General features: G+C 48.7%; 24 protein-coding genes. 9 read left to right on the forward strand and 15 right to left on the reverse strand.

Annotated features, from left to right (window positions below):
- Window positions 1–119: 119 nt before the first annotated feature.
- From secB to epmA, 3 genes are all read right to left on the reverse strand, one after another.
- Window positions 120–584 carry a protein-export chaperone SecB gene (gene secB, locus MKA69_RS03280; RefSeq protein ID WP_000796509.1) on the reverse strand — a complete coding sequence of 155 codons (465 nt, stop codon included), beginning with the start codon at window positions 582–584 and terminating at the stop codon, window positions 120–122.
- Window positions 585–750: 166 nt separating this feature from the next.
- A complete protein-coding gene (locus MKA69_RS03285) occupies window positions 751–1,185 on the reverse strand; it encodes a rhodanese-like domain-containing protein (protein WP_001158892.1) in 435 nt (144 codons plus the stop codon).
- A gap of 129 nt (window positions 1,186–1,314) precedes the next feature.
- Window positions 1,315–2,286, reverse strand: coding sequence for an elongation factor P--(R)-beta-lysine ligase (gene epmA, locus MKA69_RS03290; RefSeq protein ID WP_371131852.1), 972 nt, complete (start codon window positions 2,284–2,286; stop codon window positions 1,315–1,317).
- A 306-nt stretch (window positions 2,287–2,592) separates the two neighbouring features.
- On the opposite strand from epmA, the gene frdA reads away from it, so the two are divergent.
- The 4 genes from frdA to frdD are packed head-to-tail and all read left to right on the forward strand — an operon-like array spanning window position 2,593 to window position 5,918.
- Window positions 2,593–4,401 (forward strand): fumarate reductase (quinol) flavoprotein subunit, encoded by a 1,809-nt coding sequence (gene frdA / locus MKA69_RS03295; RefSeq protein WP_305847497.1) that lies wholly within the window; start codon window positions 2,593–2,595, stop codon window positions 4,399–4,401.
- Window positions 4,401–5,159: a succinate dehydrogenase/fumarate reductase iron-sulfur subunit gene (locus MKA69_RS03300; RefSeq protein WP_001276015.1), complete on the forward strand. Its 759-nt coding sequence runs from the start codon at window positions 4,401–4,403 to the stop codon at window positions 5,157–5,159. Before frdA ends, MKA69_RS03300 begins: the two co-directional genes overlap by 1 nt.
- 2 nt (window positions 5,160–5,161) lie before the next feature.
- Window positions 5,162–5,545 (forward strand): fumarate reductase subunit FrdC, encoded by a 384-nt coding sequence (gene frdC, locus MKA69_RS03305; protein ID WP_000071092.1) that lies wholly within the window; start codon window positions 5,162–5,164, stop codon window positions 5,543–5,545.
- 10 nt (window positions 5,546–5,555) lie between these two features.
- Window positions 5,556–5,918: a fumarate reductase subunit FrdD gene (frdD, locus tag MKA69_RS03310; protein WP_000611150.1), complete on the forward strand. Its 363-nt coding sequence runs from the start codon at window positions 5,556–5,558 to the stop codon at window positions 5,916–5,918.
- Window positions 5,919–6,042: 124 nt separating this feature from the next.
- On the opposite strand, the gene efp is transcribed toward frdD, so the two are convergent.
- The gene (gene efp / locus MKA69_RS03315) at window positions 6,043–6,609 is read right to left on the reverse strand and encodes an elongation factor P (protein ID WP_000246892.1); all 567 of its coding nucleotides are present in this window, start codon (window positions 6,607–6,609) and stop codon (window positions 6,043–6,045) included.
- A 32-nt stretch (window positions 6,610–6,641) separates the two neighbouring features.
- On the opposite strand from efp, the gene epmB reads away from it, so the two are divergent.
- Entirely contained in the window at window positions 6,642–7,664 is a 1,023-nt protein-coding gene (epmB, locus tag MKA69_RS03320) for an EF-P beta-lysylation protein EpmB (protein WP_305847498.1), read from the forward strand.
- Window positions 7,665–7,701: 37 nt separating this feature from the next.
- Here epmB and MKA69_RS03325 read toward each other — a convergent pair whose 3' ends face one another.
- The 3 genes from MKA69_RS03325 to MKA69_RS03335 form a co-directional block, all read right to left on the reverse strand.
- Window positions 7,702–8,262, reverse strand: a complete 561-nt coding sequence (locus MKA69_RS03325) for a VC2662 family protein (protein ID WP_055027436.1) — start codon at window positions 8,260–8,262, stop codon at window positions 7,702–7,704.
- A gap of 210 nt (window positions 8,263–8,472) precedes the next feature.
- Complete coding sequence (gene groL, locus MKA69_RS03330; protein WP_000729139.1) at window positions 8,473–10,107, reverse strand: chaperonin GroEL; 1,635 nt, start codon at window positions 10,105–10,107, stop codon at window positions 8,473–8,475.
- Between the two features lie 53 nt (window positions 10,108–10,160).
- On the reverse strand, window positions 10,161–10,451 hold the full coding sequence (locus tag MKA69_RS03335; protein WP_001026274.1) for a co-chaperone GroES: 291 nt from the start codon (window positions 10,449–10,451) through the stop codon (window positions 10,161–10,163).
- Between the two features lie 306 nt (window positions 10,452–10,757).
- Here MKA69_RS03335 and MKA69_RS03340 point away from each other — a divergent pair, with 306 nt between their 5' ends.
- The gene (locus MKA69_RS03340; protein WP_055033441.1) at window positions 10,758–11,375 is read left to right on the forward strand and encodes a metalloregulator ArsR/SmtB family transcription factor; all 618 of its coding nucleotides are present in this window, start codon (window positions 10,758–10,760) and stop codon (window positions 11,373–11,375) included.
- A gap of 132 nt (window positions 11,376–11,507) precedes the next feature.
- A complete protein-coding gene (locus MKA69_RS03345; protein ID WP_000188674.1) occupies window positions 11,508–11,867 on the forward strand; it encodes a DUF3135 domain-containing protein in 360 nt (119 codons plus the stop codon).
- Between the two features lie 62 nt (window positions 11,868–11,929).
- Here MKA69_RS03345 and MKA69_RS03350 read toward each other — a convergent pair whose 3' ends face one another.
- Both MKA69_RS03350 and MKA69_RS03355 read right to left on the reverse strand, forming a co-directional pair.
- Window positions 11,930–12,370, reverse strand: coding sequence for a DUF805 domain-containing protein (locus tag MKA69_RS03350; RefSeq protein WP_305847499.1), 441 nt, complete (start codon window positions 12,368–12,370; stop codon window positions 11,930–11,932).
- Window positions 12,371–12,392: 22 nt separating this feature from the next.
- The gene (locus MKA69_RS03355; protein ID WP_001133283.1) at window positions 12,393–12,740 is read right to left on the reverse strand and encodes a 5-carboxymethyl-2-hydroxymuconate Delta-isomerase; all 348 of its coding nucleotides are present in this window, start codon (window positions 12,738–12,740) and stop codon (window positions 12,393–12,395) included.
- 243 nt (window positions 12,741–12,983) lie between these two features.
- On the opposite strand from MKA69_RS03355, the gene tpiA reads away from it, so the two are divergent.
- Window positions 12,984–13,757 carry a triose-phosphate isomerase gene (gene tpiA, locus MKA69_RS03360; protein ID WP_055029191.1) on the forward strand — a complete coding sequence of 258 codons (774 nt, stop codon included), beginning with the start codon at window positions 12,984–12,986 and terminating at the stop codon, window positions 13,755–13,757.
- 117 nt (window positions 13,758–13,874) lie between these two features.
- On the forward strand, window positions 13,875–15,251 hold the full coding sequence (locus tag MKA69_RS03365; protein ID WP_095469640.1) for an MATE family efflux transporter: 1,377 nt from the start codon (window positions 13,875–13,877) through the stop codon (window positions 15,249–15,251).
- 83 nt (window positions 15,252–15,334) lie between these two features.
- Here the strand turns inward: MKA69_RS03365 and rraA are convergent, their stop codons facing one another.
- The 6 genes from rraA to cytR all read right to left on the reverse strand — a co-directional run bounded on the left by rraA (window position 15,335) and on the right by cytR (window position 20,755).
- Window positions 15,335–15,856, reverse strand: a complete 522-nt coding sequence (gene rraA, locus MKA69_RS03370) for a ribonuclease E activity regulator RraA (RefSeq protein WP_000456239.1) — start codon at window positions 15,854–15,856, stop codon at window positions 15,335–15,337.
- Window positions 15,857–15,930: 74 nt separating this feature from the next.
- The gene (locus MKA69_RS03375) at window positions 15,931–16,848 is read right to left on the reverse strand and encodes a 1,4-dihydroxy-2-naphthoate polyprenyltransferase (protein ID WP_055064336.1); all 918 of its coding nucleotides are present in this window, start codon (window positions 16,846–16,848) and stop codon (window positions 15,931–15,933) included.
- 106 nt (window positions 16,849–16,954) lie between these two features.
- Window positions 16,955–18,289 carry an HslU--HslV peptidase ATPase subunit gene (hslU, locus tag MKA69_RS03380; protein WP_305847500.1) on the reverse strand — a complete coding sequence of 445 codons (1,335 nt, stop codon included), beginning with the start codon at window positions 18,287–18,289 and terminating at the stop codon, window positions 16,955–16,957.
- Between the two features lie 56 nt (window positions 18,290–18,345).
- Window positions 18,346–18,897, reverse strand: a complete 552-nt coding sequence (hslV, locus tag MKA69_RS03385) for an ATP-dependent protease subunit HslV (RefSeq protein ID WP_000208248.1) — start codon at window positions 18,895–18,897, stop codon at window positions 18,346–18,348.
- A 134-nt stretch (window positions 18,898–19,031) separates the two neighbouring features.
- Window positions 19,032–19,580, reverse strand: coding sequence for an SPOR domain-containing protein (locus tag MKA69_RS03390; RefSeq protein ID WP_000013359.1), 549 nt, complete (start codon window positions 19,578–19,580; stop codon window positions 19,032–19,034).
- A gap of 167 nt (window positions 19,581–19,747) precedes the next feature.
- Window positions 19,748–20,755: a DNA-binding transcriptional regulator CytR gene (gene cytR / locus MKA69_RS03395; protein WP_032469940.1), complete on the reverse strand. Its 1,008-nt coding sequence runs from the start codon at window positions 20,753–20,755 to the stop codon at window positions 19,748–19,750.
- Window positions 20,756–20,852: the final 97 nt, after the last annotated feature.

A 20,852-nucleotide genomic window follows, 5' to 3' on the forward strand; every position in this document is an offset into this window, starting at 1 on the left:
CGATTCACGCCCCATCTGTTAGATAAAGACTGCAAAAACCAATACTCGAATGATAAACAAAAAATGCACATCGCGGTGGCGCTGTGCATTTTGCTGTAGTGAAAACTCAATCGTGCGAATTATGCGTTCGCCGTTGCGCCTTCTTGAGCTTGCTGTTGTAGGTAGTTCATGAACAGCGCGTCAAAGTTGACTGGAGCCAAGTTCAGTTGTGGGAAAGTACCTTTCACTACGAGGCTTGAAATGGTTTCACGTGCGTATGGGAACAGGATGTTCGGGCAGAAAGCACCCAAGCAATGTGCCAATTGGCCCGCTTCCATCTGCTCTGCACTGAAGATGCCCGCTTGTTGCACTTCACACAGGAATGCGGTTTCTTCTGCGTTTTTCACGGTTACGGTCAGACGCAGAACCACTTCGTAAACACCTTCACCCAGTTCACGGCTTTGCGTGTCCAGATCCAGTTTCACATCAGGATTCCATTCTTTTTGGAACATCACTGGTGAGTTTGGTGCTTCGAAAGAGACATCTTTCAGATAGATACGTTGGATAGCAAACTGTTGTTGCGGGGCTTGTGCTGCTTCAGCCATGGTTTCATCCTTAATTCAGATAATTTGATTCAAAGGTCAATGTGTCCTGAGACTAACTGAGAGTGTGAATGATCACTAGGTGGGCAAGCCATTACGTGGTAGATATCACAACTCTGAGCGTCAAGCGCTGATCTTTTCATCAGCGCCGACGGGGTGCTCTAAGGATTTAGCGTTTACCGCGTACCAAAGGCAGGTTAGCTTCATTCCAAGCAATCAGGCCATTTTTCAGAAGGCTCACCTTCTCAAATCCGGCTTTGGTCAGTAGATCAGCACTTTCACGTGCAGTTTGACCCGTTTTGCATACCACGATAATGGGGCTCGTTTTGTGGCTTTCAAGTCCTGCCAAGTTTCCAGCCTTAATGTCTGACGGCAAAATGTGAATTGCGTCGGTAATGTGGCCTTGTTTGAATTCATCTTTACTACGAATATCAACCACGATGCCGTTTTCACGGTTGATCAGATGGGTCGCTTGGGTGGCGGTCACTTCTTGGTAAGCCGCGGTGGCCGATTTATAAATGCTGGCAATTAGCGCCACCAAAATACCGATCCAAGCCAGTGAAAGGATCATATTGTGCTGGAAAAACTCAATGTACTCTTGCATATCCTGTGCTCTTGCAATGGGGATTCAAATCAGACAAGGAGTATAACGAGGTTGGCTGCATGACGCGAGCGCTTACCTCGTTAAAACCGGGTCTGCAAAGGGTGAATATGTTGCAAACTGAGAAACCGATCAGGCTCGTGGAAATGGAAACGCAGTGACCTTATCAATATGGTCTTCATCCAACGCCAACATAATCAGACGATCGATGCCCAACGCCACACCGGCGCACTCAGGCAAACCCGCTTCCAACGCTGCGATCAAATGATAATCGATCGGTTGCTCTGCTAAGCCCATTTCTAAACGTTTGGCGTTATCGGCTTTAAAGCGGGCAAGCTGTTCTGCTGGGTTATCCAATTCATGGAAACCGTTAGCCAGTTCAATCCCTTTGAAATAGACTTCAAAACGGTCGGCTACACGTGGGTCTGCTGGATTAATTTTGGCCAACGCCGCTTGCGAAGCGGGGAAATCATACACAAATGCAGGTGTAACTTGACCGATTTTCGGCTCAATCCCAATGCTAAACAGCAGTTGCAATAAGGTGTCACGATCCTCTTCAGGCTCGGCAATGTCACTTAACCCTAGCGTTGCTGCGACTTGTTTTAACTCACGCATCTCGCCTTCGAGTGGACAAACACCAAGCACATTCAAAAATGCTTCTTGGTAAGTCATACGCTCGGCACAGCCACAGCGCAGCACCAATTGCAATAAGGCATCCATCTCATCCATTAAAGCATGGTGATCAAAACCGATCCGGTACCATTCCAACATAGTAAATTCGGGATTGTGGTAACGACCATTTTCTTCGTTACGAAACGCCTTGCCGAGTTGATAAATACAACCGCTGCCCGCTGCTAATAAACGCTTCATATGAAACTCAGGGCTAGTCATCAGGTGCAGCGAACGGCCCTGTGCATAGCCTGGCCCCACAAATTCGGTTTGAAAAGTATGCAAATGAATGTCCGTTACCGTCGCGTGGCTCATGGCTGGGGTTTCCACTTCCAATACATCACGTTCAGCAAAGAACTCTCGGATCTGGCGCAGTAAGGTAGCGCGTTGTTTTAATTGGTTTATTGATGCAGTTGGCATCCAGTCAGCAGTCATCATGATATCGCTCAGCAAATCAACAGAGATAACGAATTGTACTCGTTCAGAATAAAAAGCCAAACTCAATTGTGACACCAGTCACATATAGGGCAAATAGTATGCCTAAGTTTGCAATACCACAGCAAAAACCCAACAGAATCAATTTTTCCTTCTTCAAGCTCTTTTACACTACGGCTACCACTTAATGGGTGGGAAGGATGGCAGGAAAACCATGGTGACATGCGTTTGAACCGCATCTGACGATTCCAGGAACCGGGTCTCAACCCAGTCCTCACATAAAAATAATCACACTGGAGGATAACTGTGCAAATTATCACCACAGATATCGCAGTCATCGGCGCTGGCGGCGCTGGTCTTCGTACTGCTATTGCAGCGGCAGAAGCAAACCCTCATTTAGAAGTTGCTCTGATTTCTAAAGTTTATCCAATGCGTTCTCATACCGTCGCAGCCGAGGGTGGCTCCGCAGCAGTTATCAAGGATGAAGATAGTCTAGATAACCACTTCAACGATACCGTTGGCGGTGGTGACTGGCTATGTGAACAGGATGTTGTTGAATACTTTGTTGCCAATGCAACCCGCGAAATGATCCAGATGGAGCAATGGGGTTGTCCTTGGAGCCGTAAAGAGAATGGTGAAGTCAACGTACGTCGCTTCGGCGGTATGAAAGTTGAGCGCACATGGTTTGCTGCCGATAAAACCGGCTTCCACATGCTGCACACCCTGTTCCAAACTTCAATGAAGTACCCACAAATCAAGCGATTGGATGAGTACTTTGTGGTGGATTTGCTGGTTGATAACGGTGAAATCCAAGGTTTGATCGCGATTCACATGTCAGAAGGTGAACTGGTTACCATCAAAGCGAAATCTGTGGTACTGGCTACTGGCGGTGCGGGTCGCGTTTACCACTGCAACACCAACGGCGGTATTGTGACTGGTGATGGCATGGCCATGGCTTTCCGTCACGGCGTTCCTCTGCGTGATATGGAATTCGTTCAATACCATCCAACGGGTCTGCCTGGTACCGGCATTCTGATGACCGAGGGTTGTCGTGGTGAAGGCGGTATTATCGTCAACAAAAATGGCTACCGTTACCTACAAGACTACGGCATGGGACCTGAAACTCCAGTGGGCCAGCCGAAGAACAAATACATGGAACTGGGTCCGCGTGACAAAGTTTCCCAAGCGTTCTGGCATGAACAGCAAAAAGGCAACACGATTAAACACCCATTAGGAGATGTTGTGCTGCTGGATCTGCGCCACTTAGGTGAAGAATACCTGCAAGAGCGTCTGCCATTTATCTGCGAACTGGCGAAAGCGTATGTCAACGTTGACCCAGCGAAAGAGCCGATTCCAATTCGTCCAACCGTGCACTACACCATGGGTGGTATTGAAACCAATGGCGAATGTGAAACCCGCATTAAAGGTCTGTTCGCTGTCGGCGAATGTGCGTCTGTGGGTCTGCATGGTGCGAACCGTTTAGGTTCTAACTCACTAGCGGAATTTGTGGTCTTTGGTCGCGTTGCTGGTGAAAAAGCGGTTGAGCGCGCAGCACAATTCAAAGGCTGGAATGACACAGCAATCGCGACTCAAGTTAAAGCGGTTGAAGATCGTATCGCAGCACTGATGCAACAAGAAGGCGATGAAAACTGGGCAACCATCCGTACTGAAATGGGTCACACCATGGAAGCGGGCTGTGGTATCTACCGTCAAGAAGATCTGATGCAAGAAACCATCAACAAACTGGCCGAGTTGAAAGAGCGTTACAAGCGCATCAGCATCAAAGACAAAGGCAAAGTGTTCAACACTGACCTGCTGTACGCGATTGAAGTGGGTTACGGTCTGGACGTGGCAGAAGCCATGGTTCACTCAGCTATCCTACGTAAAGAGTCTCGCGGCGCACACCAACGTCTTGACGAAGGTTGCACTGAGCGTGATGACGTAGATTTCCTCAAGCACTCTTTGGCGTTCTTCCAAGAAGGCCAAACACCGAAGATCGATTACAGCCCAGTGAAAATCACCAAGTCGCAGCCAAAAGCGCGTCTGTACGGTGAGGCAGCAGAAAAAGCTGCGGCAGCTGAAGCGGCCGGAAAAAGCGTAGAGGAGCAAAACTAATGTCAGCACAACGTATTCAAAAAGTGGACATTCTGCGCTACGACCCAGCTAAAGATGCAGAGCCACACATGCAACGCTTTGAGGTACCGTTTGATGAAACCATGTCGGTACTGGATGCGATTGGTTATGTGAAAGATCACTTAGATAAAGATCTTTCTTACCGCTGGTCATGCCGTATGGCGATCTGTGGATCGTGCGGCATCATGGTCAACGGCGTGCCAAAACTGGCGTGTAAGAGCTTCTTACGTGATTATCCAGAAGGCGTAAAAATCGAGCCACTGGCGAATTTCCCGATTGAGAAAGACCTGATCGTGGATATGACACCGTTCATTGAACGTCTGGAAGCCATCAAGCCTTACATCATCGGTAACGATCGTAAACCTGAAGACGGCACTAACCTGCAAACGCCAGAGCAAATGGCGAAGTACAAACAGTTCGCTGGTTGTATCAACTGTGGTTTGTGTTACGCAGCCTGCCCGCAGTTCGGCCTGAACCCAGAGTTCATTGGCCCAGCAGCCCTAACTCTGGCGCATCGCTACAACCTCGACAGCCGTGACAACGGTAAAGCCGAGCGTATGAAGCTGATCAACGGTGAAAATGGCGCTTGGGGCTGTACGTTCGTGGGTTACTGTTCAGAAGTGTGTCCAAAACACGTTGACCCAGCCGCCGCAGTGAACCAAGGCAAAGTGGAGTCATCATTAGACTTCGTGATCGCGATGTTGAACCCAGATGGTTCACCGAAGAAAGTGGAGGCTTAAGGATGAGTAACCGTAAACCTTATGTTCGTGAAATGAAACGTACTTGGTGGAAGGATCATCCTTTCTACCGCTTCTACATGGTGCGTGAAGCAACGGTTCTGCCATTGATCCTGTTTACCTTGTTCCTAACCGTTGGCTTGGGTTCTCTGGTGAAAGGCCCTGAAGCATGGCAAACCTGGTTGGATTTTATGGCCAACCCACTCATCGTTGCGATCAACATTGTGGCACTGGCGGGTAGCTTGTTCCATGCGCAAACCTTCTTCAGCATGATGCCACAAGTCGTGCCTATTCGTTTAGGCGGCAAACTGGTTGATAAAAAAATCATCGTGCTAGCACAGTGGGCGGCCGTGGCCTTTATCTCACTGATCGTTCTTATTGTGGTGTAAGGAGCTTATTGTGATTAATACCAACCCAAAACGTTCAGACGAACCCGTATGGTGGAGCCTGTTTGGTGCTGGTGGCACTTGGTTTGCCATGATCACCCCGATTACGGTTCTAGTGCTGGGCATTCTTGCTCCGCTAGGCGTGATTGATGCCGAAGCGCTGAGCTATGAGCGTGTTGCTAGCTTTGCAACCAGCATCATTGGCGCATTGTTCATCATCGGAACTTTAGCTCTACCAATGTGGCATGCCATGCACCGTGTTCACCACGGTATGCATGACCTGAAATTCCACACCGGTGTGGCAGGGAAAATCGCTTGCTACGGCTTTGCGACTATCATCTCAGCACTGGCGGTCGTGTTTATCTTCATGATCTAATATGTGAAGTATCAAAAAAGCTGGCTTACAGGCCAGCTTTTTTATTGGTGTGTTCAAGCAACAAGAGCAAAACACGCATAAAAAAACCAACCGCAAGGTTGGTTTTTTCTTGTTACCGAGGTGATTACTTCACACGGCCAACGTATTCTGCAGAGCGAGTGTCCACTTTGATCACTTCACCAATCTGTACGAATAGAGGTACACGAACGACAGCACCAGTAGACAGAGTTGCAGGTTTACCGCCAGTACCTTGAGTGTCACCCTTTACGCCTGGATCAGTTTCAGTCACTTCTAGCTCAACGAAGTTTGGTGGAGTTACCGCGATTGGGTTACCATTCCACAGCGTCAGCATACAAGTGTTGTTTTCTACCAACCATTTCGCATTCTCACCCACTGCTTTTGCATCTGCAGCAAGCTGTTCGAATGTGCTGTTGTTCATGAAGTGGTAGAATTCGCCATCGTTGTACAGGTAATCCAGATCGATATCGATAACATCTGCAACTTCTGCGGTGTCACCTGACTTAAAGGTTTTTTCCAGAACTTTACCAGTAAGCAGCTTACGGATTCTCACGCGGTTGAATGCCTGACCTTTACCTGGTTTTACATACTCGTTTTCGAGAATGACACAAGGCTCGTTATCAAGCATAATTTTGAGACCGCCTTTAAATTCATTCGTGCTAACAGTAGCCATTTTTTCCTCTTACTATCTTCGAGTTAAAATCAATGCCGCACATCATAACCCGAAAAGTCATTTCTGTTGAGCAAAACTGGTTGCAACAGCTGGCAAACGCGATCTCCGATCCTCTGCAATTGTTGCAGCAACTTGAGATCAATCCTTCGCCATGGCAAGACGGATTTGAAGCGCGCAAACTGTTTGCGCAGCGGGTGCCGCAAAGTTTTGTCGATCGCATGCAAAAAGGCAATCCTTACGATCCACTTTTACGTCAAGTTTTGCCCTTAAATGCAGAATTTGAAGTACATCCCGGCTATTCCAATGATCCTCTGGATGAGCAAAACAACGCGATTCCAGGCTTGCTACACAAGTATAAAAATCGCTGCTTGTTGATCGTAAAAGGCGGCTGCGCCATCAACTGCCGCTACTGTTTCCGTCGCCATTTCCCTTATGAAGATAACAAAGGCAGCAAAGCTATTTGGCAGCAAAGTCTTGATTACATTGCGCAGAATCCGCAACTCAATGAAGTAATCTTCTCCGGTGGTGATCCTTTGATGGCCAAAGATCATGAGCTTGCGTGGCTGATAGAGCGTATCGCAGCGATCCCGCACATCAAACGACTGCGCATTCACTCGCGATTGCCGGTGGTGATCCCAGCGCGTATCACCGAGGAATTGGTTGAACTGTTCGCGCAAACGCGCTTGCAAATCCTGCTGGTAACACACATCAACCACGCCAATGAAATCAATTTAGAACTCAAACAGCAAATGGCACGCTTACGCGCAGTAAACGTGACGTTGCTTAACCAAGGAGTGCTGCTTAAAGGGGTAAATGATACCGTTGCCGCGCAAGTCGCCCTCAGCGAAACCTTGTTTGATGCGGGAATTCTGCCTTATTACTTGCATGTGTTGGATAAGGTGCAAGGTGCGGCGCATTTTTACGTGAGTGATGGGGAAGCACGGCAGATTATGGCAGGCTTGATTGAGCGGGTTTCCGGCTATCTGGTGCCAAAATTAACCCGAGAAATCGGTGGCAGACCTAGCAAAACACCGCTTGATCTGCATCTTGAGTAAAGAAAAAAGCGTTGCCTAGGCAACGCTTTTTGCATCATTACTTCGCAAAGTTAATGATTGGGAAACACTTAAAGAAACCGTTGTCCGCACAGTTGATCAAACCAATCTGTACGCCTTCAATTTTTTCCGTTTTGTTGAATAGGCCAAACTGCACTGTTGAAGTGTTCGAGAAGTTGGCCGCACCTAGGTCAACGAGAGTGTTACCTTCTGAGTAGTTCACAAAGCTCAAGTTCGCGCCTTTCACATCGTGAGTCAGGTTCACAAAACCTAAGTTCGCACCGTAAGTATTACCGGTGTTCCAGTTCAAAAGACCCAGTGATGCACCGGTCATCTCTTGGTTGACCTTGCTCGCACCGAACAATAAGCCAAAGTTCACACCTGTGGTTTTGTCGGTTTCAGACAGGCCAAGAATCGAAAAATCGACCCCTTTGACTTCATTCACTTTACCGTGCAGTGCCGACAAACGCACACCCGCAACTTGGTTCGCATCTGGCGTGTTGAAGTTGTCGATAGAAGAGAACATAACTGGGGTTGAAGCCAGTGCGGCCGGAGCAGCCATCGCTGCAGTAAGCGCCATCAAAGCAAACGGCTTGTTCATAAAAATAACCTCCAATCAGGATGGACAAGGGGGAAAACTGAGCAACATTATCCATATCTTGCATAAGGTAATGTGAATATTGTGTCAGTTTTCCGCGCCGTTTATGGTCATGTTCTTGGTCATTCTGGCTAATTTTAACCATGCTTTAGCATAACCACGGCATAAAAAAACCGGAGCTTGGGCTCCGGCTTTTCCTGCTAAGGGGGATAATTACATCATACCGCCCATGCCACCCATGCCCATGTCTGGCATTGCTGGTGCATCTTTCTTCGGCAGTTCAGTGATCATCGCCTCAGTGGTGATCATCAGACCCGCAACAGACGCTGCGAATTGCAGAGCAGAACGGGTTACTTTGGTTGGATCCAGAATACCCATTTCGATCATGTCACCGTAAACGCCCGTAGCTGCGTTGTAACCGTAGTTACCTTCGCCAGCGCGTACGTTGTTGGCAACCACTGACTCTTCGTCACCGGCGTTTTTCACGATTTGACGCAGTGGTGCTTCCATTGCACGTAGTGCCACACGGATACCTACGTTTTGCTCTTCGTTGTCGCCTTCTAGAGAAGATAGCTTAGATGCAGCACGGATCAGGGCTACGCCACCACCGGCGACCACGCCTTCTTCTACCGCAGCGCGAGTCGCGTGCAGAGCATCTTCTACGCGGTCTTTCTTCTCTTTCATTTCAACTTCAGTCGCAGCGCCCACTTTGATTACAGCAACGCCACCGGCCAGTTTAGCCACACGCTCTTGCAGTTTCTCTTTATCGTAGTCAGACGTGGCTTCTTCAATTTGTTGGCGGATCTGTGCAACACGACCTTGGATCGCAGCTTGATCGCCTGCACCATCGATGATGGTGGAGTTTTCTTTGGTAATAGAAACGCGCTTCGCTTGACCTAGGTCTTCCAGAGTTGCTTTTTCCAGCTCCAGACCGATCTCTTCAGAGATCACAACACCGCCAGTCAGGATCGCGATATCTTGTAGCATCGCTTTACGACGATCGCCAAAGCCAGGGGCTTTAACCGCTGCCACTTTCACGATGCCGCGCATATTGTTGACAACCAGAGTCGCCAGCGCTTCGCCTTCCACATCTTCAGCCACGATCAGCAGTGGACGAGACGCTTTCGCTACGCCTTCCAGTACTGGCAGCAGTTCGCGGATGTTAGAGATTTTCTTATCCACCAGCAGGATGAATGGGTTATCCAGTTCTACACTGCCTGATTCTTGGTTGTTGATGAAGTACGGTGACAGGTAGCCACGGTCAAACTGCATACCTTCAACCACATCCAGCTCGTCTTGCAGCGCTTGGCCTTCTTCAACGGTGATCACGCCATCGCGACCCACTTTTTCCATCGCTTCAGCAATGATGTTGCCCACACTAGAGTCTGAGTTAGCAGAGATAGTACCTACTTGAGCAATCGCTTTAGTATCCGCACAAGTCACTGACAGTGCTTTCAACTCTTCTACTGCAGCGATAACCGCTTTATCGATACCGCGCTTCAGATCCATTGGGTTCATGCCTGCCGCGACCGCTTTTAGGCCTTCGTTCACAATCGCTTGAGCCAGTACGGTGGCTGTGGTGGTACCGTCACCCGCCGCGTCGTTGGCTTGAGAAGCCACTTCTTTCACCATTTGTGCGCCCATGTTCTGGAATTTGTCTTCCAGCTCAATTTCACGCGCAACCGATACACCATCTTTAGTAATGGTTGGTGCACCGAAAGATTTGTCGAGAACCACGTTACGGCCTTTAGGGCCTAAGGTTACTTTTACCGCATCGGCCAGAATGTTTACGCCTTCTAGCATTTTTACACGAGCGTCATTACCAAAACGTACGTCTTTAGCAGCCATTTTTCATTTCCTTTCTAAATTCAGTTATTGATTTCGTTGGGATTCAGAATCAATTATTCAACGATTGCCAAAATGTCATGTTCAGCCAAGATCAGCACTTCTTTGCCATCGATCTTTTCTGTTTTTGTGCCGTAGCTTTCTGCGAAGATCACGGTGTCGCCTACTTTGACGTCCAAAGGTTGAACAGAACCGTTCTCTAGAATGCGGCCTTTACCAACAGCCAACACTTTACCGCGCGTTGATTTTTCCGCCGCAGAACCAGTTAGAACAATTCCACCAGCAGATTTTGATTCAACTTCTTGGCGTTCAACGATCACTCGGTCATGTAATGGACGAATATTCATCGGTCGTCTCTCCTGATTTAATTTTCCGTATGGTTGATAAAAACGCTGATCATCAGCATGTGTCACTTATGTGGGGGAAGTTGTGCCATATCCCAAGGGGGCAAGCGTAAAAAAACGTGATTAAATTAACATTTTCAAACACCAACGCCGCTTCTTTCCTTCGTCAGTGAGCGACGGCGATCATCGATATAGTAAATGGTTTGCTTTATTAAATTCGCGTTCCATAATAACGACACAAAAGAGATGCGCGAACACTCACCCAAATCAGCGCCCCAACCTTTTTAAGAACAAGGATAACCAGAGACGATGAAAACGGTTGACCGCATTCTTCACACCATCAAACGTGAAGGCTCCGTAACCGCCAAACAACTTGCTGAAGACCTAGGCATTACCACCATGGGCGCTCGTCAGCATTTGCAAAGTTTGGAGGAGGATGGTGTGCTCTCGTTTTATGATGTGAAAGTGAAAGTCGGTCGCCCGACTCGTCACTGGTCTTTAACAGCGAAAGGACACAATCAGTTTGCCGATCGTCATGGTGAACTGACCATTCAAGTGATTGATGCTGTTGAGCATATTTTTGGACAAGAAGGATTAGCCAAAGTCGCCGCTGAACGTGAAGCGCAAACTTTCGCCGCTTATCAACAGGCCCTAACCCACTGCCATTCTTTACAAGATAAGCTCGAAACATTAGTCGCGCTACGTGAGCAAGAGGGCTACATGGCTGAGCTAGAAATCCGGGATCAAGCATTTATCTTGATCGAAAACCACTGCCCAATTTGTAAAGCCGCGACTCGCTGCCCAAACCTGTGCCAATCAGAGTTAAATGTTTTTCGTCGCTTGTTGGGTGAAGGCTGCCACATCGAACGTCGTGAACACATTGTTGCCGGTGAACGCCGCTGTACTTACTTCATTTCAGGGCGGTGACAAACACCATTCCAACCGCTTCTGTCTTATTTATAAGAAGCTCGACATTCGTTCCGCCAAGCTCAATAAAAATCGCTTAAGCTTGAACTGTTGATAAAAGCATCAGTTTGCCAAAAGGCGGAGGATCGAAACATGACACCCCCTCATTTACCCGAACCCTATAACCAAGTATTACCACCTTTTGATGAGTTGGTAGCCCTTGCGAAACATCATCCCGATGCTTTTGATCAGTTCAAAAAAGAGATGTGTGAAGAGATGATTCTCTCCGCGTCACTTGCCATGCAAAATCGACTCTGGGCGCAACAAAGCCATATCGATCGAGTCGTAGGCCAGTGCAAAAACCCAGTACACACCAACGTCATTTTGATGCGCGAGCTCAGCCAACAAATGGTACGCTTTCGTAATGCTTTGGATGGAGATTTGCAGCAAAATGCTGTTGCTGACATTGTGCCATTTCGCCCACGAACCGTTCAGGACGATGGTTGGCGTTAATCGCGCTTGCACAGAATAAACGAAGAGGAGGCATTCGCCTCCTCTTCAACTCAATCATACACTTACGCTTTTTTCAGTCCTTGGGGTTGTGGGCCAAATCGGTTATTGCCATCACTCCCAGCTAGAAATCCGCACTCCACCAGAATCCATGCCCCACACAGCAGTGCGACTAACGACACTAGCGTTTCCATCACGCCCGGTTGCGCACTGGCCGCTAGCTCTCCGGCTGGCAATGTCATACGACCAATCACCAAGGGGACATTCAGCAGTAGCCACCAGTTGGATTTATCACGGTCATGCCACCGTTTGGCGGTAATCGCCAAATCCGGCACCAAAACCAACAGCAGAAAAACCGGCAAGATCAGATGAGCGACATCGGGAAACAACTGATTAGACCCAATCGCAAACCCCGCGATCATCGCGTAGTAACAAATGTTCCACAGCCAAAAGGTTTGACGCCCAATACGCCCCTGAAAAGAAAACAACAGTGTTTGTAACGACATGATTTTTACCTAAACAAGATCATCAATTGATGACTTTTTGAAAGCAGTCCGTATCCATATCTCGAATATTAATGGTCAAACTGCGTACATGGCTGGCTTTCGCAGCCAAAATTTCCATTAGCTTACGCGATAATTCACGTTTTTGCTCCGCACTACGTCCCGCCAGCAGCTCAAAACTGATATGAATAAAATCGACGCTATCGCCCTCATCACCAATCAACCAATGGTGGCAGCGCAGTGCACGAGATTTTACCGAACTTGTTTCAAACAGTCCTGAATCAATCGCGGCTTGATGCAAATCTTCCAATAATCCTTGCACGTTGATGCGTTCATCGACTGAGTTTGAGTATTCCATAACGAGATTGGGCATTGGCAGTTCCTTGCTAACGATGGATAAAAGTGGTTCCGACTTAGAGAGAGGGATAGTAATAACAAGTTAAACCACAAAAACCGAGCTACTACCGAATAATCTGTCACTCAGATCACTCGATTGCTGATTTGTCGCGTCAGTGAGATCCAATAAAGACATGATACGAGTCATGATCTGACGAATTTATTCTGCTATAGTCCTGCGAGTTTATTTTTTACATTGATTAGATATGGAGATATTCCTATGCGTCGTCCTGTTGTGATGGGTAACTGGAAACTGAATGGCAGCAAAGCTATGGTCACTGACCTGCTAAACGGCTTGAATGCAGAACTTGAAGGTGTTGCGGGTGTTGATGTGGTTATTGCTCCACCAGCAATGTATTTGGATCTGGCAGAGCGCCTGATCAAAGAAGGCGGCAACAAGCTGATCCTAGGTGCACAAAACACCGATACTCACAACAACGGTGCGTACACCGGTGACATGTCTCCAGCGATGCTGAAAGATTTCGGTGCTTCTCATATCATCATCGGTCACTCTGAGCGTCGTGATTACCACAAAGAATCGGACGAGTTCGTTGCCAAGAAATTTGCGTTCCTGAAAGAAAACGGCCTAACGCCAGTATTCTGTATCGGTGAAACTGAAGCGCAAAACGAAGCGGGCGAAACAGAAGCAGTATGTGCTCGTCAAATCAACGCAGTGATCGACGCTTACGGCGTTGAAGCTCTGAACGGCGCGATCATCGCTTACGAACCAATCTGGGCAATCGGTACGGGTAAAGCAGCAACCGCAGATGACGCACAACGTATTCACGCATCTATCCGTGCACTGATCGCAGCGAAAGATGCTGCAGTGGCAGAGCAAGTGATCATCCAGTACGGCGGCAGCGTGAAACCAGAAAACGCAGCTTCTTACTTTGCACAACCAGACATCGACGGTGCGCTGGTTGGCGGTGCATCACTGGATGCGAAAGGCTTTGCCGCGATCGCGAAAGCAGCCGCAGAAGCGAAAAAAGCGTAATTTGCGACTCTCGCAACGTATCGTTCAAGGCCAGCATAATGCTGGCCTTATTATTTTTAATACCTCACGATTCACTCGCTAGGCCCCCTTCCCTAGTCCCTGTTTTTAAGTTCAGGTATGCTAGGCACCTTGTTCCTTCGCGCACACCATCCTATGCAAGATAAACACGGCCTGCTTTCTGCCCCCATCCCCCTCGTTTTACGGCAAATGACCGTACCGATGATTTTCGGTTTGGTGGCAATTCTGATGTTCAACCTTGTCGATACTTTCTTTATTTCTCTACTGGGGACACAAGCGTTGGCGGCGATCAGTTATACCTTTCCGGTTACGTTTGCGGTCAACTGTATCACCATGGGGATTGGAGTTGGGCTTTCCACCTGCATAGGCCGCTTGCTCGGACAAGGCGATGGACGACAAGCGGCGCGCGTGTCTAGTCATGGATTATTGCTAGCGTTATTGCTGGTTGCCGCCGCTTCGACACTCGGCTTACTCACCATTGAGCCACTGTTTTTACTGCTTGGTGCTAGCCACGATCTGATCCCACTCATCAAAGAGTACATGGTGGTGTGGTATCTCACCATTCCACTGCTCGTGCTACCGATGGCAGGTAATAGCGCGATTCGCGCCACTGGCGATACCAAAACACCCGCCAAAATTATGATGCTAGCGGGTTTTATCAATGGAGCGCTCGATCCACTGCTGATTTTTGGCTATGGCCCATTTCCTGAGCTCGGCATTCAAGGCGCTGCGATTGCTAGCGCCTTCTCTTGGCTAGGGGCATTAATCGGCTCACTGTATCTGCTGATTAAGCGTGAAAAATTGCTCGCCATACCGTCACTACCGCATCTACGTCATGACTGGCAGCAGATTTTAAAAATTGGCACTCCGGCCGCCCTTTCCACCGCAATGAACCCGATCTCTGGCGCACTGCTGATGATCATGCTCTCAAGCCACGGCACCGCAGCGGTGGCTGCGTATGGTGCGGCGCAGCGCATTGAGTCGATTCTGATCTTGGTACTGATGTCGCTCACTTCAGCGCTCACGCCCTTTATGGCGCAAAATCTGGGGGCGAAAAATCCAGCACGCAGCTTTGCCGGACTCTTTCTGAGCCTGCGCTTTTCTCTGCTGTTTCAACTCATCGTGTTTATCATGATGGTGCCGCTGAGCATTCCACTGGCAGCGCTGTTTTCTCAAGAGCAAGCGGTGCGCGATCTGCTGTGGCACTATCTGTTAGTCGTGCCTGTCAGCTACGGCTTCCAAGGCGTAGTCATGATGTTAGTTTCAGCGCTCAACGCCTTGCATCAGCCACTCAAAGCCTTTCAGTGGAGTTTCATGCGCCTGTTTGTGTTCACCCTACCTGTCGCCTGGATTGGCGGCACGCTGTACAACATTGAAGGCTTATTTATTGGTATTGCAGTAGGTAACGTGCTGGGCGGTTTATTAGGTTATTTGTATGCGCTGAGATTACGGCGTCAGCAACTTACTCCCGATTGAGGATCAGCATACTAAAGCCGATAAATGACAAAAGCCGATGCAGTCACATCGGCTTTTACAACGGTTAGGAAAAATGAGGGCGCTTACAGCAGCTCATCTTCCTCTTCTTCTTGCTCACCCAAATCCGCACTCAGCGGTTCTTGCGAGATGATGATGCCGGTATTATCGGCATACAGATAATCTTCAGGTAGGAAAGTCACACCGCCAAAGTTAACTGGAATGTCCACTTCACCGATGCCTTGCGAGGTTGCACCAACAGGAATAGAAGCGATGGCTTGAATGCCGATGCTCATCTCTTCCAATTCATCCACTTCACGGACACTGCCATACACCACAATGCCTTCCCACTCATTTTCTTCCGCTAGAGCGGCCAACTCGGCATCAATCAATGCACGACGCAGCGAACCACCGCCATCAATCAGCAAAATACGGCCAAGACCATCTTGCTCAAGCGTTTCACGAATCAAGCCATTATCTTCATAACATTTGATCGTCGTGATCTGACCGGCAAAAGATGCACAGCCGCCAAAGTTGCTGAACATTGGCTCCACGACATCGACTTGGTCGAGATAGATATCACACAGCGCTGAAGTATTGTATTCCATAGCTTTGTTCTCTTAGCGAAAGTCTTCCATCGAGTATATAGAGTGATTGAGTCATTGCAATGACAGAGTGCAAATTAACTTGTCAGAGTTTGGGCAATGATCACTCCTACAAACAAAAGGTTGGTGATCACCGAGGTTTTCACGACAACAGGCATCATCGGAGCAATTTGTGCAGGCTGCTCGGTAAACCACACTTCTCGACCATGACGCGTCACCACCGACAGGCAAAGTAGAAATGGCAAGCTGATCCACAGCGGTTTATCTTGTAGCACTAAGTAAGCAGCAAACGCCGCAACGGCGCCAAACAACAGCGCAAAATGGTACTGCTTGGCACGCACTTGTCCTAAGCGCACCGCAACAGTACGTTTGCCGCACTTCGCATCATTTTCAATATCGCGCATGTTGTTGACGTTGAGTACCGCCACCGCCAGTAAACCGCAGCCTAATGAGGGCAATAACAGGCTCCATTCAATGTAGCCCGTGTGCAAAAAGAAGCTGCCTGAAACACCAAGCAAGCCAAAAAACAGGAATACGGATAAATCGCCAAGCCCAACATAGCCATAGGGTTTATTGCCTACGGTATACGCAATCGCCGCCAGAATCGCCAGCACGCCCAAGGCGATAAACATCAGAATATTTTGCAAATTGTCAAAGGCATACAGCACTAACACCAAGCCGGCAACCATGGTCAGCAGTACATTGATGCCCATCGCCCGCTTCATATCACTTAAGCTCACCGCACCCGATTGAATCGCGCGCATCGGCCCCAAACGAGCATGGTTATCGGTGCCTTTCACCGCATCCCCATAGTCGTTGGCGAGATTGGACAAAATTTGCAGCAAAGTCGCGGTCAGTAGCGCCAATACGGCGATAAGCCAGTGAAAATGTCCAGCCGAAAACGCTAATGCGCTCCCAGTTAAAATTGAGATCAAAGCCAGAGGCAAGGTTTTCGGACGCGCGGCATCCAACCAAATTTGCACAGAGTTATTCATGATAATGAGAGTACGATCAACATGGCGTCAGTATACGCGCAAATCACCCAGATAAAAAAGCCCACCTATTTCGGGTGGGCTTTTCATTTATAAAAAGTCGATCTGTCTAAAGAATGAAACGGCTCAGATCTTCGTCCTCGACTAGCTCACCCAAGCGTGCTTTCACGTAAGCGGCATCGATCACAAAGGCTTGCCCCGCTTTTTCAGTCGCATCGAACGAGATTTCGTCCATCAAGCGCTCCAGCACAGTATGTAAGCGACGCGCACCGATATTTTCAGTGGTTTCGTTGACTTGCCATGCGGCATCCGCAATTTGCTTGATGCCATCTTCGGTAAACTGCACATCCACTTGTTCGGTTTTCATCAACGCAACATATTGCTCGGTGAGCGATGCTTTCGGCTCAGTCAAAATACGTTTGAAGTCATCACTCGACAGCGCTTCCAGCTCAACGCGAATTGGCAAACGGCCTTGCAATTCTGGGATCAAATCCGACGGTTTCGCTACTTGGAATGCACCAGAAGCAATAAATAGGATGTGATCAGTACGCACCATGCCATGCTTGGTCGATACCGTACTACCTTCAATCAAAGGCAGCAGATCGCGCTGCACCCCTTCACGAGACACATCAGGACCCGATACTTCACCGCGTTTACAGATTTTGTCGATTTCATCGATAAACACGATGCCGTTGTTTTCGACATTGTAAATCGCCTGCTCTTTCAGCTCTTCTTGATTAACTAGCTTAGCGGCTTCTTCCTCCACCAACGCTTTCAGCGCATCTTTGATTTTCATTTTGCGCTTTTTCTTGGTGTCGCCCGCGAGGTTTTGGAACAGTCCCTGCAGCTGGTTGGTCATCTCTTCCATGCCAGGAGGCGCCATGATTTCCACGCCCATCTGTGGTGTTGCCACATTGATTTCGATCTCTTTGTCGTTCAGTTGGCCTTCACGCAGCTTTTTGCGGAACACTTGGCGAGTAGTGCTGGAATTCTCTTCTTTCTGCTCTGCCTGTCCCCATGCATCACGCGCGGGTGGTAGTAATACATCCAATACCCGCTCTTCGGCCAACTCTTCGGCGCGGAATTTCACTTTTTCCATCGCTTGTTGGTGAGTTAGCTTTACCGCAACATCGGTCAGATCGCGGATGATCGACTCCACTTCTTTACCTACATAACCAACTTCGGTGAATTTGGTCGCTTCAACTTTAATGAAAGGCGCGTTCGCTAGTTTGGCTAAACGGCGAGCAATTTCGGTTTTGCCCACGCCTGTTGGGCCAATCATCAGAATATTTTTTGGGGTCACTTCAACGCGCAAGCTCTCTTCAAGCTGCATACGACGCCAGCGGTTGCGCAGCGCTATCGCCACGGCACGTTTGGCTTTATCTTGACCTATGATGTGGCGATTTAGCTCGCTCACGATTTCGCGGGGAGTCATTTCAGACATGATTCAAATCCTTCACTCAGCTTATCAGGCACTATCTTGTGATTATTAATCTGCGCTTATGCGCCTTGCGGCAACATTGCCTGCGGAATTTCGAGTTCTTCGATAGTGTGATGATGGTTGGTAAATACGCAGATATCACCCGCGATATTCAGGGCTTTTTCGGCGATCGTGCGTGCATCAAGCTCGGTGTTTTCTAATAGAGCAATCGCGGCGGCTTGTGCATAGTTGCCACCAGAGCCAATCGCAATCAGATCGTGCTCTGGCTGCAATACATCGCCATTACCGGTGATGATCAGCGAGGCGGTTTCATCGGCAACGGCCAAAATCGCTTCCAACCGGCGCAATGCGCGGTCGCTGCGCCAATCTTTGGCCAGTTCGACCGCCGCTTTCGTTAAGTGGCCTTGGTGCATCTGCAACTTACTTTCAAAGCGCTCAAACAGGGTAAACGCATCCGCGGTTCCACCAGCAAAACCCGCCAGCACTTTGTTGTTGTATAGGCGGCGCACTTTACGTGCATTGCCTTTCATGACGGTATTACCTAGCGATACCTGCCCGTCACCGGCGATGACAACTTTATTATTACGACGCACTGATACGATAGTAGTCACAAGAGGCCTCTTTATTGTTTATCGGAGAGTTAACGCTTATATGCGGCTATCGGAAAACAATTTCAAGCCAATAGAGGAAAGTTGACAAGCTGCCAACAAAAAAGCCTGATCAACATCAGGCTTTTAGGGAGGATTTACTGCTTCTCAGCCCAGATAGCACAGGGCTCAATTTTCGCACGCTGCAGTTTGTGCTTATCACGCTCCGCATCACGCTTAAATTTGTAAGGACCAAGCACCACACGATACCAACTGCTGTCCGCTTTTTTGCGAATATTGCTGCTGATGCCTTGGAAAGCGATATCCAGCTTACGCGCTTCGGCTTGCTCAGCGGTTTTGTACGCCCCACATTGCATCACGTAGGGAATATCCGACACCGCTTGCTCTTTCGCTACTACTTCAATTTCACGATTAGGCAAGGTGTCCACGTAATCCCACTTTTCAGTTGGTGGCGGTGGCAACGTTTCCGCAGGTTTGGTTTTGCTCGATGAGGTTGATGGCGTCGCAACGGCTTTGCTCGGCTTAGGTTCTGGGTCGTTATTGAGTAGATACAAACCATAACCAAAGCCTGCCAATAGCACTAAAGCGACTAACCCACTGCGCCAAGGTTTACGGCGCGGCGCTGCTTTTTTTCGGGTCGGCTTCTTGGGACTACGACCGCCTCTTACATAATCTCTATTCGCCACGTTGTTGTTCGGAAATTAACAAAATTGCCCACATGTTAAAGCAGATCTCGACCAGATAACAGAGTTATACCCAAACAACTTGACCTTGTTGCCGACATCACTGCTGCGATAGAAAACAAATAAACCGAGCTTGAGTCATAACCCCAAAGCTCGGTTCGTGCTGTGATCTATTTCTTGTTGGGTGGTGCAGCACTCTCACGTACGACCAACTTGGTCTCCAAGAGACGCGAGCCAGCACGCACATCATGTCCACGCAGAAGTTCTAACATCATTAGCATGGCTTGGCGGCCAATTTCATAGCGAGGTTGAGAAATCGTCGTCAATGGCGGATCGCAGTATTGTGCAAACTGAATATCATCAAAACCGACAACCGACAGATCTTGCGGTACGCGCAAACCAAGTCGCTTCGCTTCCTGAATCGCACCGATTGCCATCGTGTCATTGTGGCAGAAAATCGCGGTAGGCTGCTCCGGTAACGATAAGAGCTGACGCACCGCTTTCGCCCCTGCTTCAAAAGTGAAATCGCCAAAAGTGCAGTAAGTCGGGTTCATGGTGATGCCAGCACGACGTAGCGCCTGTTGATAGCCTTGATGACGGAATTGACACAATGCAGCATTTTGAGGGCCAGAAATCTGCGCCACACGCTTATGCCCCAGTTGGGTCAAGTAGTTCACTGCTTCAAACGCTGAAGTCAGGTTATCAATGTGAACGGTAGGCAGCTCAAGTTCGGGGGCGAATTCACACGCCATCACCATTGGCGGCAGGTTTTTCTGCTCAGGTTTACTCACATCAAATGGCAAATCCGTGCCAAGTAGCAGCATCCCGTCAGCTTGTTTGGTAAACACCAGATTAACGAAGGAGTTTTCCCGACGCTTTTGCTGGCCACTATCACCCAATAACACCAGATAACCGTGCTCCATTGCCGCATCTTCAATCCCACGAATGATCTCAGAAAAGTAGGGATCACAGATATCCGGCACGATAGCAACGATGGTTTTTGACTCATTACGACGCAAATTGCGCGCTAAAGAATTCGGTGAGTAACCCGCTTCCAGCACCGCCTCTTCAACACGCTTACGCGTCGATGAAGAAACTTTCTCAGGATTCATCAACGCACGCGACACCGTCGCGGTTGAAACACCTGCAAGCTGGGCAACATCCTTCATTGTCGCCATTTCTTTTAACCCTCTTGTCTTGATTCGGTGATGGGATCCCATCACACCCTTATGATGACTATGCTGTTTTGCTCTAAACCTTTCTCAATGCAGGCTT

The sequence above is a fragment of the Vibrio sp. AH4 genome, assembly GCF_030710545.1.
Taxonomy (GTDB): domain Bacteria; phylum Pseudomonadota; class Gammaproteobacteria; order Enterobacterales; family Vibrionaceae; genus Vibrio; species Vibrio metoecus.

Excerpts from the sequence above, each read along its gene's own strand:
- frdC (WP_000071092.1), top strand. The coding sequence starts at position 5,162 with ATGAGTAACCGTAAACCTTATGTTCGTGAAATGAAACGTACTTGGTGG.
- MKA69_RS03365 (WP_095469640.1), top strand. The coding sequence starts at position 13,875 with ATGCTAGGCACCTTGTTCCTTCGCGCACACCATCCTATGCAAGATAAA.
- hslU (WP_305847500.1), bottom strand. The coding sequence starts at position 18,289 with ATGTCTGAAATGACTCCCCGCGAAATCGTGAGCGAGCTAAATCGCCAC.
- cytR (WP_032469940.1), bottom strand. The coding sequence starts at position 20,755 with ATGGCGACAATGAAGGATGTTGCCCAGCTTGCAGGTGTTTCAACCGCG.
- groL (WP_000729139.1), bottom strand. The coding sequence starts at position 10,107 with ATGGCTGCTAAAGACGTACGTTTTGGTAATGACGCTCGTGTAAAAATG.
- MKA69_RS03340 (WP_055033441.1), top strand. The coding sequence starts at position 10,758 with ATGAAAACGGTTGACCGCATTCTTCACACCATCAAACGTGAAGGCTCC.
- MKA69_RS03350 (WP_305847499.1), bottom strand. The coding sequence starts at position 12,370 with ATGTCGTTACAAACACTGTTGTTTTCTTTTCAGGGGCGTATTGGGCGT.
- secB (WP_000796509.1), bottom strand. The coding sequence starts at position 584 with ATGGCTGAAGCAGCACAAGCCCCGCAACAACAGTTTGCTATCCAACGT.
- MKA69_RS03345 (WP_000188674.1), top strand. The coding sequence starts at position 11,508 with ATGACACCCCCTCATTTACCCGAACCCTATAACCAAGTATTACCACCT.
- tpiA (WP_055029191.1), top strand. The coding sequence starts at position 12,984 with ATGCGTCGTCCTGTTGTGATGGGTAACTGGAAACTGAATGGCAGCAAA.
- efp (WP_000246892.1), bottom strand. The coding sequence starts at position 6,609 with ATGGCTACTGTTAGCACGAATGAATTTAAAGGCGGTCTCAAAATTATG.
- MKA69_RS03355 (WP_001133283.1), bottom strand. The coding sequence starts at position 12,740 with ATGCCCAATCTCGTTATGGAATACTCAAACTCAGTCGATGAACGCATC.
- MKA69_RS03335 (WP_001026274.1), bottom strand. The coding sequence starts at position 10,451 with ATGAATATTCGTCCATTACATGACCGAGTGATCGTTGAACGCCAAGAA.
- MKA69_RS03285 (WP_001158892.1), bottom strand. The coding sequence starts at position 1,185 with ATGCAAGAGTACATTGAGTTTTTCCAGCACAATATGATCCTTTCACTG.
- MKA69_RS03375 (WP_055064336.1), bottom strand. The coding sequence starts at position 16,848 with ATGAATAACTCTGTGCAAATTTGGTTGGATGCCGCGCGTCCGAAAACC.
- epmB (WP_305847498.1), top strand. The coding sequence starts at position 6,642 with ATGCCGCACATCATAACCCGAAAAGTCATTTCTGTTGAGCAAAACTGG.
- rraA (WP_000456239.1), bottom strand. The coding sequence starts at position 15,856 with ATGGAATACAATACTTCAGCGCTGTGTGATATCTATCTCGACCAAGTC.
- MKA69_RS03325 (WP_055027436.1), bottom strand. The coding sequence starts at position 8,262 with ATGAACAAGCCGTTTGCTTTGATGGCGCTTACTGCAGCGATGGCTGCT.
- MKA69_RS03300 (WP_001276015.1), top strand. The coding sequence starts at position 4,401 with ATGTCAGCACAACGTATTCAAAAAGTGGACATTCTGCGCTACGACCCA.
- epmA (WP_371131852.1), bottom strand. The coding sequence starts at position 2,286 with ATGACTGCTGACTGGATGCCAACTGCATCAATAAACCAATTAAAACAA.